10 protein-coding genes are annotated in these 12866 nt (G+C 45.0%); 9 read left to right on the forward strand and 1 reads right to left on the reverse strand.

All coding sequences use genetic code 11. The features are described from left to right. Window positions 1-177 precede the first annotated feature (177 nt). The 7 genes from ACSBL2_RS11475 (at window position 178) to ACSBL2_RS11505 (ending at window position 9960) form a co-directional block, all read left to right on the forward strand. A complete protein-coding gene (locus tag ACSBL2_RS11475) occupies window positions 178-3534 on the forward strand; it encodes a SusC/RagA family TonB-linked outer membrane protein (protein WP_442591837.1) in 3357 nt (1118 codons plus the stop codon). Between the two features lie 116 nt (window positions 3535-3650). Further along, window positions 3651-5087 (forward strand): RagB/SusD family nutrient uptake outer membrane protein, encoded by a 1437-nt coding sequence (locus tag ACSBL2_RS11480; RefSeq protein WP_442591838.1) that lies wholly within the window; start codon window positions 3651-3653, stop codon window positions 5085-5087. A gap of 25 nt (window positions 5088-5112) precedes the next feature. Next, window positions 5113-5871: a DUF4843 domain-containing protein gene (locus ACSBL2_RS11485; RefSeq protein WP_442591839.1), complete on the forward strand. Its 759-nt coding sequence runs from the start codon at window positions 5113-5115 to the stop codon at window positions 5869-5871. 26 nt (window positions 5872-5897) lie between these two features. Next, window positions 5898-7412 (forward strand): PKD-like family lipoprotein, encoded by a 1515-nt coding sequence (locus tag ACSBL2_RS11490; RefSeq protein WP_442591840.1) that lies wholly within the window; start codon window positions 5898-5900, stop codon window positions 7410-7412. A gap of 69 nt (window positions 7413-7481) precedes the next feature. Then, complete coding sequence (locus ACSBL2_RS11495; protein WP_442591841.1) at window positions 7482-8726, forward strand: redoxin domain-containing protein; 1245 nt, start codon at window positions 7482-7484, stop codon at window positions 8724-8726. Between the two features lie 130 nt (window positions 8727-8856). After that, window positions 8857-9249 carry a cupin domain-containing protein gene (locus ACSBL2_RS11500; protein ID WP_442591842.1) on the forward strand — a complete coding sequence of 131 codons (393 nt, stop codon included), beginning with the start codon at window positions 8857-8859 and terminating at the stop codon, window positions 9247-9249. 87 nt (window positions 9250-9336) lie between these two features. Continuing rightward, on the forward strand, window positions 9337-9960 hold the full coding sequence (locus tag ACSBL2_RS11505) for a carbonic anhydrase family protein (RefSeq protein ID WP_442591843.1): 624 nt from the start codon (window positions 9337-9339) through the stop codon (window positions 9958-9960). Window positions 9961-10016: 56 nt separating this feature from the next. On the opposite strand, the gene ACSBL2_RS11510 is transcribed toward ACSBL2_RS11505, so the two are convergent. Then, window positions 10017-10682 (reverse strand): hypothetical protein, encoded by a 666-nt coding sequence (locus ACSBL2_RS11510; RefSeq protein ID WP_442591844.1) that lies wholly within the window; start codon window positions 10680-10682, stop codon window positions 10017-10019. Between the two features lie 261 nt (window positions 10683-10943). Here ACSBL2_RS11510 and ACSBL2_RS11515 point away from each other — a divergent pair, with 261 nt between their 5' ends. Then, window positions 10944-11531, forward strand: coding sequence for an RNA polymerase sigma-70 factor (locus ACSBL2_RS11515; RefSeq protein ID WP_442591845.1), 588 nt, complete (start codon window positions 10944-10946; stop codon window positions 11529-11531). A 135-nt stretch (window positions 11532-11666) separates the two neighbouring features. After that, window positions 11667-12794: a FecR family protein gene (locus ACSBL2_RS11520; RefSeq protein WP_442591846.1), complete on the forward strand. Its 1128-nt coding sequence runs from the start codon at window positions 11667-11669 to the stop codon at window positions 12792-12794. The last annotated feature ends 72 nt before the right edge of the window (window positions 12795-12866 follow it).

Raw genomic sequence — 12866 nt, forward strand, 5'->3', positions numbered from 1 at the left:
CACCTCCCTCCAGAGTTTGAGCTAACCTTTCCCATTATCCTGATACAATCAGGCCGGGAAGAACTTATTAGTGCCAGTACACCAAGCTTCAACTCAAACCATTACAAAAGTATGCAACTATACGCTTTTAACCAAGGCATGTCACGGCTGTGGCTGCCACCTAAATTGCTATTAATTATGAAACTCGTCATAATTATGATGATTGCTGTCCTGACGCAGGTGTCTGCAGCAGGATTCGCCCAGAAAATTTCTTTGCATGAGAAGAATATTTCAATTAAAGCTGTTATTGAAAAGATAAGAATCCAGACCGGTTATGACTTTGTTTTTGATTCCAGGCTGATCAACCCACAGTCCCGGCTCAACCTAAACCTGCAGCATGTGGAACTGGAGGATGCCCTGACTATAGTATTCAGAAATCAGCCTCTTGATTTTACCATTAAAGACAAGATCATCGTCATTGAAAGAAAGGAAAATAAGTTCCTTGACCAGCTCATGAGTAGTTTTAGTGCGGCCAATACGATCAGCGGGATTGTCCTCGATGAAAAAGGGAATCCGCTGTCGGGTGCAATCGTATCAATCAAAGCAACGAAATTTAAACTGGTCACCACTGCCGATGGTAAATTCACGCTTACCGGTGTAACGGATAAAATGGTACTGGTCGTTTCCTATATCGGCTATAAAGATAAAGAGGTGGAAATCAATTCCAAACAAACAGAGCTGACCATCCAGCTGGAACCTGACGTGAAATTAATGCAGGATGTGGTGATCACCGGTATCATCAACAGAAAGAAGGAAAGTTTCACGGGAACCAGCAAAACAGTTACCGGAGAAGAGCTTCGGTCGGTCGGTAACCAGAACGTGATACAGAGCCTTCGCACCCTGGATCCATCTTTTCTGGTCATCGAGAACAATCTGACTGGCTCAGATCCGAATACCCTGGCTACGATTGAGCTCAGGGGGAAAACGAGCTTACCCGGTTCCGGATCGGGCAGCTCGACCGAGCTTGCTGACCGTTTTGCTACGGATCCCAATGCACCGCTGTTTATACTGAACGGATTTGAAGCATCGTTGCGGCAGATCACCGATCTTGATATTAACCGGATTGCCAGCATCACGGTATTGAAAGATGCCGCATCTACGGCTATATATGGTGCAAGGTCTGCCAATGGAGTAATTGTGGTAGAAACAGTGAAACCAAAGGCAAGTGCACTTTCCCTGCGTTATACCGCCGACTTCCGTATCGATGTACCAGACCTGAGTGGATATCACCTGATGAACGCCAGGGAAAAGCTGGAATTCGAGAGACTGGCAGGCCGCTACACCGTAGAAGATGATAATCCAGCTTACAATACGCTGGCCAGTTTTTATAATATTCGCCGCAGGCAGGTGGAAAGAGGTGTGGATACCTATTGGTTGAATGAACCATTGAGAACAGCTGTGACCCAAAAACATTCCATTTATGCTGAAGGTGGGGCAGAGGAGTTTCAATATGGCGTAGGGGCCAATATCCAGAAGATTCCGGGAGTCATGAAGGGATCCGGCAGGGATAATTGGGAAGGGGTTGCGGATCTTTATTACCGTAAAAATAAACTGAATATCTCCAACAGACTCCTGATCGGAGGATACAAATCTACGCTGTCCAATTATGGAAGCTTTTCCACTATTGCAGGTATCAATCCTTACTATGAAAATGGAAACTACAATAAATACCTGGAGTCGATTCCCATACCATTTACAGGAGTGGGCAGCAGTGGTGGTATAATTTATCAAAACGTTCCGAATCCGCTCTACGATGCACAGCTTAATTCTGAAAGTTACTCAAAGTCTACAACGATCCAGAACAGTACCAATCTCATCTGGGATATCAGCCATGAACTGCGGCTGACCAGTGCCTTTCAATTGACAAAATCGTTTGGTAACTCGGTAGATTTTATCTCTCCACTCCATACCATGTTTGATGACGTGCCCCTCTTGCAGAAAGGTACTTACGCCGATACACGCGATGAAAGCATGAGGTATACCGGAAATGTAATGATGAGCTATTACAAGGTTTTGAAAGAGAAGCACGCCATCTCATTGAATGCAAGGGCGGAAGTTCAGGAAGATAGCGGCAATAGTATCCGTAACAGTACGGTAGGCTTTCCTGTAGGAGTAGAAGGTAATCCTGCATTTGCCTACAGTTATGCGCCTAATTCAAAGCCTTCTGTTTACTTTTCGCCTACCCTGAGAAGAATAAATGCACTGGCATCCATGAGTTATATTTATCACTCAAAGTATTTCCTGGATGCAAGTTACCGTATTGACGGCTCTACCGCCTTTGGATCTGCAAAAAAATACTCGCCTTTCTGGTCGGCAGGGATAGGCTGGAACGTGTACAGGGAAGCGTTCCTCAGCGATGCAAAATGGATCAACAGTTTGCGCCTGACCGCTAACATAGGTTCTACAGGAAACCAGAACTTTGGAAGTTTTGCCTCCGCCACCGTTTACAACCTGGAGCAGAATACCAATGTATACGGCCAGGGCTATTATACCAGGGGACTGGGTAATCCGGATCTGGAATGGCAGAAAACGCTTCAGACCAGTATCAGTACCGACCTGACCGCTTTTGATAACAGGTTGTCGGCTTCGCTAAGTGTGTATGAGAAGTATACCTCACCATTGATTGTTACAGTTGATCTGCCCTCTTCAAATGGGATCAAACAATATCCGCTCAATACAGGAAATCTTAAGATCAGGGGGATAGAGGGTACATTTAGCTATTCACCCATTTATAATCTTTCCAGCAGGGTGATCTGGACAGTGGGGATCAACGGAAGTATCCTGAGATCTAGATATGGTAGTCTTGGTAGTTCTCTCGCCAGTCTCAACCAGGCCAATCTCAGTCAGACGCAGCTCAACAGCAATTCAATCAGGCGTTATACCGATGGAAATAGTCCGGATGATATCTGGGCAGTCCGCTCTGCGGGCATCGACCCGGGTACGGGGGAAGAGATATTTATCAAACGTGATGGCAGTTATACATTCGACTATGACCCTGCTGATATTACTGTAGTGGGCAATACCATGCCGGCTTTGCAGGGGGTGTTGAACACCACTTTGAGGGTGAAGAACCTGACTTTCGGCGCCTATTTCCGCTACCGTTTTGGCGGATCGGTACTGAACAGCGCACTTTATTCCAAGGTGGAGAATATCTCATTTGCAGGTCTGAGCGTCAACCAGGACAGGCGTGCCCTGTCCGACCGTTGGACAAACCCTGGTGATGTGACAGAATTTAAGAGTATATCACTGACCAATACCACGCCGATCTCCTCCAGGTTTGTTCAGGAGGAGAATGTGGTGACCGGAGAATCGATTTCAATTGGCTATGATGTTCAGTCCAGAACCAGCCCATGGATAAAAAAGGCCGGTCTCGGCAGCTTAAGGATATCATTGTTCAGCAACGAGATCTTCAGGCTTTCGAATGTGGTGTTTGAACGGGGAACCAATTATCCTTTCACCCGAACCGGGTCAATTACACTGAATGCGACGTTTTAATCTTTCAGAATATATTAAAATATAGAATAATGAAACCCTCATACGCTTACCGCTCACAAACAGCAATGAATACGCTTATGATCGCTTCATCACCTTTAAAAAACAATTATATACGCATGAAAAAATATATATTTATCATCGGTTTCCTCCTCATGGCCAGCCTTGCTGCATGTAATAAATTTCTTGAGGTCACACCGGAGGACAAATTCCTTTCTGATCAGCTTTTTCGCAGTGAGGCCACCATCAACGGGGTATTGAATGGCATATATATCAATATCGCCAAACCGGCACTGTATGGCCGCCGGATGGGCATGGGGACTGTAGATATCCTGGCACAATACTACCGCGCAGAGCAGACGAGTGACTGGCTGCAATATGCTACCTATAACTATGCGGATCAAGATTTTCAGACCCATTTGGATGGGATCTGGAGTGCCTCGTATACCGCTGTCCTGAATGCGAATAGCTTTATCCGGCAATTAAGCGCAACTGACAATACCATTATCGCCGAAGACCGCAAGCGAATTTTACTGGGGGAAGCCTATGCCATGCGGGCTTACCTGCAGTTTGATATGTTAAGGCTTTTTGGTCCGGTTTACCTTACAGACTCTACGAAAATTGCGATACCTTATCTCAGCATGGCTACGCCAGCCGTAAAGCCCCTGCTGCCTGCAAGGGCAGTGGTAGACAGTGTCATGGCCGACCTCAAACGCGCAGAGGTCCTGCTGGAGAACGATCCGGTAAGAACTGGGGGGATAACAAGCATATTGAATACGGATGATCCCGCCCAGCTATTTTACAAGCTGAGAAACCGCAGGTTCAATTACTATGCGGTCAGGGCGATCCAGGCGAGAGTCCAGTTATACCGCGGCGACCGTACAAGTGCATTGGCCACTGCAATAAGTGTCATTGGAGAGGGGAGTAAATGGTTTCCCTGGTCACCTGATGGTGCTTCGCTCCCCGGTTCTTCCCTGGGACCCGACCGTATGTTCTCCTCAGAAGTGATACTGGGGGTACAGAATTATGATATGTACAGGCAGCAGGATTCCCTGTTTAATGTGGGCTTAACCGAGCCCCGTATACTTGCACCAACGGCCACCAGGCTCAGCGAGGTATATGAGAATAATGAGAATGATTACAGGTTGCGGGTAAACTGGGTGTCCGGAGCTTCAGGCGGTAAGAATTACAAGGTCTTCGTGAAATATGCTGACGTGGGGGAGACTTTTGCCTTCAGAAATTTTCAGCCCATGCTGCGCCTGTCAGAGTTGTATTACATTGCTGCTGAATGTGATCCTGTAGCAGAGAACAAGCTGCGCTATTTAAATACTGTTCGCCAGCACAGGGGACTTACTGACCTCGCAGCGGGCGCAAATATTCCTAATGAGCTTTATAAGGAATACCGCAAGGAATTTTGGGGTGAAGGACAGGCTTTCTTCTATTTCAAAAGGACAGGACGCGCCAGCCTCAGTAGTGGTACCACTACCTCTACGGTAATTATGAATGCGGCTAAATATGTTGTGCCGCTCCCACTTTCAGAAACTGTAAGCAGATAATGCCCAAACCTAAAATTTAAACAAGATGAAAAGAATAATATACCTCATCCTCACTATCGTTCTTCCACTCTTTATCTTTTCCTGCAAAAAAGACGGACTGGAAAACTTTGGGGATAGAAATGCCCTGTATTTTGATGGCATCTCCGAGACCTCAACGCTGGATTCCACAGATATCAATTTCAGCGCTGGGGCTGACGATAAGAAAGACAGTATTGTTAAAGTTCCAATTCTGTTGATGGGACGTCAGTTGACATCAGCAGCGCCTTATGAGATCTATATTGATCCCTCCAGTACAGCGACAGCTGGTGTAGATTATGAATGGAAGGGCAATCAGTTCTCTTTTCCTGCAGGGGTCAGTTCGGATACTTTACTGCTAAAAGTATTGCGGAGCAGCAGAATGCTTTCCAGCAAGCTGAGCATGAAGCTGGAAATCAGACCTAGTGCCAAATTTGATATCCGGCTTCTGACTCGTGAGGACAAGCGCAAAGGCCTAACCATGAACCTTTACCTCAGTGATATCCCTATGCCACCAGATGGCTGGGTAACTACACCTCAGCTGCGGGGTTATGATTATTATTTTGGAACTTATTCCAAAAAGAAGCTCTCCACCACTGTGCTCGCTTCGGGGTATGCAGAGGATGATATCCTGTACTTCCTGCCATTAGGCTATTCTGGCTTTTTTGCCGACAGGTTAGTCGCCTACCTGAACAGGATGAAGGCTGCCGGAACACCCGTCCTGGAAACTGACGGCTCAGAGATGAAAGTTGGTCCTTATTACCTGTAATGAATTAAACGTAATTGAAATAGAAAATGAAATCATTAAACATATACAAAGTGGTATTGGCCATAGTGATGGTGGCCAGCCTCTTCTCCTGCAAGAAAGATCCGGGCAATTATGATTACAAGGAGGTGGCAGAGGCCATGGTCAGCAATCTGGACCAGGCTTATACCGTATTTCCCGGGGATAGCCTGGTGATCAAACCTGAGATTACCTATGCCAACGATACACAGGCTGATACCTCGAATTATAACTATGAATGGCTTTTGATCGGACAGAAAAACTTAAATGCAGGGAAGCCAACAGTAATGGGGACAGGAACAACCTTCAGGGGGAAGCTGCCAACTGCATTGGGGCTGTATAGTGCAGCTTTCAGGATCACTGATAAGCGTTCAGGAGTGTGGAAGCAATATCCGTTTAATCTTTTGATATCCAACCGGGTATACCAGGGCTGGTTTGTGCTATCCGAGACGTCGGGACAGAGCAGCCGGCTGGATATGCTGAGCTTCTCTCTTGCCGACAGTACGTATACCCATCTGACGGATGTGCTTGCTGAAATGGAGTCGCCCCTTAAATTACAGGGAAAGCCAAATTTCGTAAAATTTATGTATCCAGGGTATTTCTTAGGGGTGGATGTGGATCAAAGTGCACAGGACCGCATTGTCGTAGGTACCGCAGGAACCGCTGCAACGCTGGGAACCAATACGCTGAATTACAGTAGTGTGGCCGATCTGGATGTGCTGATGCCTTCCGGGAATAGTCTCCGGGTTCCTGGAGTAACCTTTCAGTATTCATTGATTTATGGGGCAATGTCAACTGCCGCTAATAATGTTTACTATAGTGCTCAGGGTTTTTCCAACATCAACTTCAAAAAAATAAATGTCCTGCAAGGCAGTTCAACGCCTTTCAGGGCATCCGGTAAAGCCGCCCTCAACACCACTACAAATGATTGTATTGTTTTTGACGAAGATAAATCTGAGTTCCTATGGTCTTATGCAGGTGCGCCCTGTGTGAAAATGGCAGATGTGTCACTGTTCCCAAATCCCATCAACAAAGATCTGCTGTTTATCAGGCATAGTTCTTATTCCGGGGGTGGTTACTTTGCGATCCTCAAAAACAAAACGGATGATAAAGTATTCCTGGCACGCTTCACAGTGAGCAGGCAGATTTACTTCTCTGAACTGACCGGATCGATGATGGACAAGGCGGATCATTTTGAAGTGAGCGACGATTTTGGCTATATCTTTTATAATGTTGGCGGAAAGCTGTATGAGTATGATTTTATCACCAAAACCAACAAGGAAATGGTGGATTATGGCAACAAAAAGATCAGCCTGATTAAATTTGAACCCCGAATCTTCATTACCGATCCGCGCTACCAGGCCATTACGAAACAGCTTATCGTTTGCTCCTATGCGGAGGATAATCTGGAGACTTCAGGCACAATGGAACTTTTTACTGTGCCGGCACTCAATGCCCAGATTGTAAAGCGGGAGTCCTACACAGGGTTTGGGAAAATTGCAAGCGTGACCTACAGGTTTAGGTAAATATTCTATGTTGCTGATAAATAGTAAATTAATAAATCATTGGATTTTCAAAAATATATAAATAACCACATGAGAACACCCATCTATATCGCGATGCTGTCTTTTTGCCTCGCAGGATTATCCCTCTCAACTCGTGCGCAATCTGTAGCACCAGCAGTGAAAGCTACAGGCCTGGCTAAAGACTTTACCAACTCGATGTTTGCCCAGCAGGACATCAGCAAACTCGAAGGGATGCTGGAAACCTTTAAGCAAAAATTTCCAGACGAGAGCCTTGACGGACCGTATTTCGCATTGTCTTATATGATGGCAAAGAATGGAAGTCAGCCAGAGAAAGCCATCAAATATGCAGAATTGATTGAAAACAAAAAGCAGAACCTGACCTCGGCTTATTATACAGGGGAGACGGTGGCTGCAGTTGACCCCAAATTGGCGCTGCCTTTTTTGAAAAGGGCCTTGAAAAGGCATCAGTATATCTTAACAGACACCACTGCTGATCTTTCAGGCCGTTTCGCATACTGGCGAATGGAATATACCTATGGGATGATTGCAAAAAAGAATGGGAAAATGAAAGAAGCCCTGGAGTACCTGGGACGTGCCTATAAGGCACAGGAGAATGACCAGGAGGTAGTAATTGCTTATGCGGAATTGCAACAGGATGCAGGAAACGACCAGTTGGCCTTTCCAATCCTGGACAAAGTTGTAAAGAGCGGACAGGGGAATCCTGCGCTTAAAAAAAGGCTGGTCCAAAGTTATGCCCGACTCCATCCTGCTGAGGATGCCAATGCGTATGTTTCGGCAATCAGTGAGGAAATCAGGCAGCAGGTACAGCAGGAGTATTTGAAGAAAGTGCTGAACAGCCCGGCACCTGCATTTATCTTGCAGGATGAGAAAGGTAAGACGGTTTCGCTTGCGGATTTCAAGGGTAAAACTATTGTGCTAGATTTCTGGGCTACCTGGTGCGGCCCCTGTAAAAAGTCATTTCCTGCCATGCAGCTGGCCGTTGACAAATATAAGGATGACCCTGAGGTAAAATTTCTGTTCATACATACCTGGGAAACTTCCAATACCCCACTTCAGGATGCCAGGAAATATTTGAATGATAACAAATATACTTTTGACCTTTACATTGACCCTAAAGAGGCTGGCGGAACAAAAAACCAATCTGCAGCAATGTTCGGCTTTAAAGGGATTCCACAAAAGTATATCATCGACAAACAAGGCCATATTCGTTTCAGTGCTGCCGGCTTCTCCGGTGGGGAGGATGCCGCAGTAGAGGAACTTAGTGCGATGATTGAATACGCAAAGAAGAATTAAAGCTGAACCGGGGCAGATAAATTGTTTGCCCCGGTTCAATAAAACTCATGGCAGGATCCCATATCTCTTTTAGCCCTGCCTATACGAATTATGAATTGGGATGCGTATTTTTATTTGAAATAATACAGTGATGAAAAGATGTATACTCCTCGGGGCAATGGCCATATTCAGTTGCACAGTTACCCTCGCACAGCAGAAACAAATTTCCAGAAAAGATCTTCTCCAAGCAGATCTCCATCAGCAGGTAGCCAGCGCTGATATAAAAGAAATTACGATGACAGCAGGACAGGTTGCGCCTAAACACCTGCATCCTTGTCCGGTTGTCGGGTATTTAAAATCCGGTAAGGTTCTTTTTCAGATAGAAGGAGAGGAAAAGGTGATTTTAAGTGAAGGTGATGCCTTTTACGAACCGAAAAATAAAAATATACTCCATTTTGATAACCTGTCAGCAGATAAGCCGCTGACGTTTGTGGCAATATATTTGAAGGAAGGGAATGAAGATTTGATCCGGTTGATCAAATAATTGTTGACCAAGCCCTAGGAGACCGAGGTATCACAGGTAGAAGCTTCAAATTCGTTATATATTTTTAAACATCGATAACAATTAAGTATGCGTACACATTCAAAAGAAACACAAAGTAGTTTAACGCCTGACCTGGCACTTGAAATCCTGAAAGAAGGAAACGAGAGATTTGTAAATAATTTAAAAGCAAACCGTAACCTTTTACAGCAAGTGAATGAGACCTCTGCAGGTCAGTTTCCATTTGCTACGATTTTAAGTTGTATGGATAGCCGTACGTCCGCAGAATTGATTTTCGACCAGGGACTTGGTGATATCTTCAGCATCCGGATTGCCGGCAATGTGTTGAATGATGATATTTTGGGAAGTATGGAATTTGCAACCAAAGTAGTAGGGACCAAAATTATAGTGGTATTGGGGCATACCAAATGTGGGGCTATAGTTGGTGCCTGTAATAATGTAAAAATGGGGAACCTGACAGGACTACTGGAAAAGGTAATGCCAGCAATAGAAAGTGAACAAGTTACGCTGGTCGATAGAAATGGTTCAAATGCATCATTTGTAAATAACGTGTCTGAGCTAAATGTAAAATTAACGATTGACCGTATCAGAAAAGAAAGCCAGATTGTACAGGAGTTAGAAGAACAAAATGCGATTAAAATCCTGGGGGCCTTGTATGATGTAGATAATGGAAAAGTGGACTTCTTTGAATAGTTGATCATTGATCAATCCTCCATTCAAAGCGCCCATCTTTCCACCGTTCTTCATGCTTATTTCTCCAGACAATCCTCGCCTGACTTATTTCTGAAGGCCCGTAGTCTGGAGAAATCCTTCATGAGCGCTTGAACTGACCCATAATTAATTTCCCTGCTTTGTATCTGCTCCGGTCGCGGCTGAGCTGACTGATCAGATCGTTTCTCATATTTTTTTTCCAGGCAGCGCAGCGCTTTTCCCCCAGCCAGATAAACCCGTCGTTCGGTGATGTGATCAAGGGTGCTTCCCTCGCTTGCTTTTCCTGATACGAATGACCATGTTGTTTGCTGAAGATGTGCGAAAAACAGCGTGTCATTGGATAAAAAATAGGTATCAGTAGCGGAGAAGTGATCGTATTCACTATACACATGTTTAATGGTGACTATTTTGCCCTGGTCAGTATAATAGGTGATCGTTCCTTTTTTCTCTTCATGGCAATTATAGGTAGCTACAGATGAATCCAGTAATTTGCTTTGCAATTTCTTGTAAATGAGTTCATATTGTTTTTTTATCGCTGGAATGGATTCGGGAGCGGTGTTTTGCAGTACCGTATCAGACTTTACTGTAGTGTCAGCAAGGGTAATTCCTTCAACTTTTAAGTTGGATTCGGAAGAGGACTTCTTCTTCTCCTGTGTGCAGGAAAGCAGTAACAGGGACAAAAGAAAATAAGTGTATTTTTTCATCTGGCAGAGATTTGGTTTGTGATCAGAACAATCCGGCTGAACTTTTGGTTTTATAGGATGCAAGTTTTCCGTTAAATCTGCCATTTCCTGTTGGATACTGGGCAGTTTTTATCCACATGGGCTTAATTTAATTAGGAAAGAGTTTAGTTTTTTAAGAAAGAGGGGTGGTGTTGATTAAATTCATGGAGATATATACATTTAATGCGGGTAAATCTGCTTTTTTTGTAGAAATGCACCAATTATTTCTAACTTTAAGGGACAATGACTTCATATGGTTCACTTACTGATGCCCAGCTGATCGATCTTCTAAGAACCGGCGATCACTTTTCCTTTACTGAAATCTACAACCGCTACTGGAGGTTAATGTATAGCCATATCTATAAAATGCTGCAGAATGAAGAGGAAGCCAAGGATGTTTTGCAGGAACTCTTCAGCAATCTCTGGATAAAAGCTGCTCAGATTCCTGAGCAGAAAAATCTTGGAGGTTATCTGTATATCAGTGCCAGGCATGATGTGTTAAATGCAATCCGCAACCGTAAGTTCCGCAATGATTACCTTCAGTCGCTGGCCAGCTTTGCGGAAAACAGCAGCGATGCTACCCTCCAATACCTGGACGAAAGGGATTTACAAAGACAGATAGAGAAGGAAATTGAAGCACTTCCCCCCAGAATGCGCCAGGTTTTTGAGATGAGCCGTAAACAGAATCTTTCCAATAAAGAGATTGCAGCGCAACTTGGAACGTCGGCCGAAACGGTTAAAAAACAGATCAATAAATCACTCAGAATATTGCGGCACAACCTGAAAGAATCAGGAGGGGCTGCAATGGTTCTCCTTGCGGTGCTGCGTTAAGATGCAAAACTGCCACCTGCCGAATCTGACAGAAAGGTATATTGTTAAATTATTATTGTATTTTTTTTAAATCCTGATACCCCCTGGCGGCTTTTCATGTGCTTTAGCTTTAATTGACCTTTAAAGTTCGTTCACATGAATCAACAAGACGCAGACCGGCTGCTGCAAAAATACCTGGATCAGACCGCAAGCCCTGGAGAACAGCGGTTGATTGAAAGCTGGTATGCCCATGAAGCTACAATTAGGAAATTGAATGACAAGGATAACTTCGAGCATCTTGCGGAGGTACTGTGGCAGGGCACACGCAGACGTGCCGGAATTCCTATCCTCAAAAAAGTCATTCCCATACGGTACTACTGGTGGTCAGCGGCAGCCATCCTGCTGCTGGGGATGTCCATAGCCTACCTTAGCTTCCGGGAGATCCCGTCTATCACTACCATAGCCCGTGCAAAGGATATCAGACCAGGAACCAATAAAGCGATTTTAACCTTAGGAAATGGAAAACAGATTGCCTTGTCCAATGATAGGAGTGGCAAACTGGCTTCTGAAGACCATACCACGATCAGTAAAACCGATTCCGGGAAAGTCGTTTATGAACCTGAAAAAGGATTGCATCATGATCAGGTCGTTTACAATACGATCACCACGCCGGCAGGCGGACAATTTCAACTCAGGCTGGCGGATGGAACCAATATCACGCTGGATGCTTCCTCGTCTATCAGCTTCCCGGTGGTTTTCAGTGGAAAACAACGCGCGGTAACCATGACCGGACAGGCTTATTTTGAAGTTGCACATGATAAGGATAAACCTTTCATCGTAAAAACAGCCGCTCAAAACATAGAAGTTTTAGGTACACATTTCAACGTCAATGCGTATGAAAATGAGCAGGCGGTGAAGACCACCCTGTTAACAGGCAGTATACGGTTGAAAGCAGCAGGGCATCAGGCTATCCTTAAACCTGGCGAACAGGCACTGGTACTGCCTGCAGCACAGCGCCTGGAAGTTGGTCCCGCCGATATGGAGGAAAGCATAGCCTGGCAGCAGGGGTACTTCAGGTTCCGTCAGGAAGATATACATGCCGTAATGCGTAAAATCTCCCGCTGGTACAATATTGAAGTCACTTTTGAAGGAGCCGTACCAGCAGAGAAATTCAGCGGAACCATCTCCCGGTACAAAGATATCAGCCAGGTGCTGGGCATGCTGGAATATTCAAAATCTGTTCACTTTAAATTATCAGGAAGGAGGGTCACCGTGTATAAATAAATACCGATTGGTGATACTGAAAAATTCAGAGACCCGACAGCAATCGGACCCCTGAATCAGCTGAGTCATCTC

This window comes from Pedobacter sp. AW31-3R (assembly GCF_052180285.1).
Classification (GTDB): Bacteria; Bacteroidota; Bacteroidia; order Sphingobacteriales; family Sphingobacteriaceae; genus Pedobacter.

Bases quoted from the DNA above. Each gene is read 5' to 3' on its own strand.
- ACSBL2_RS11495 (WP_442591841.1), top strand. From the start codon at position 7,482: ATGAGAACACCCATCTATATCGCGATGCTGTCTTTTTGCCTCGCAGGA.
- ACSBL2_RS11505 (WP_442591843.1), top strand. From the start codon at position 9,337: ATGCGTACACATTCAAAAGAAACACAAAGTAGTTTAACGCCTGACCTG.
- ACSBL2_RS11500 (WP_442591842.1), top strand. From the start codon at position 8,857: ATGAAAAGATGTATACTCCTCGGGGCAATGGCCATATTCAGTTGCACA.
- ACSBL2_RS11510 (WP_442591844.1), bottom strand. From the start codon at position 10,682: ATGAAAAAATACACTTATTTTCTTTTGTCCCTGTTACTGCTTTCCTGC.
- ACSBL2_RS11475 (WP_442591837.1), top strand. From the start codon at position 178: ATGAAACTCGTCATAATTATGATGATTGCTGTCCTGACGCAGGTGTCT.
- ACSBL2_RS11480 (WP_442591838.1), top strand. From the start codon at position 3,651: ATGAAAAAATATATATTTATCATCGGTTTCCTCCTCATGGCCAGCCTT.
- ACSBL2_RS11485 (WP_442591839.1), top strand. From the start codon at position 5,113: ATGAAAAGAATAATATACCTCATCCTCACTATCGTTCTTCCACTCTTT.
- ACSBL2_RS11520 (WP_442591846.1), top strand. From the start codon at position 11,667: ATGAATCAACAAGACGCAGACCGGCTGCTGCAAAAATACCTGGATCAG.
- ACSBL2_RS11515 (WP_442591845.1), top strand. From the start codon at position 10,944: ATGACTTCATATGGTTCACTTACTGATGCCCAGCTGATCGATCTTCTA.
- ACSBL2_RS11490 (WP_442591840.1), top strand. From the start codon at position 5,898: ATGAAATCATTAAACATATACAAAGTGGTATTGGCCATAGTGATGGTG.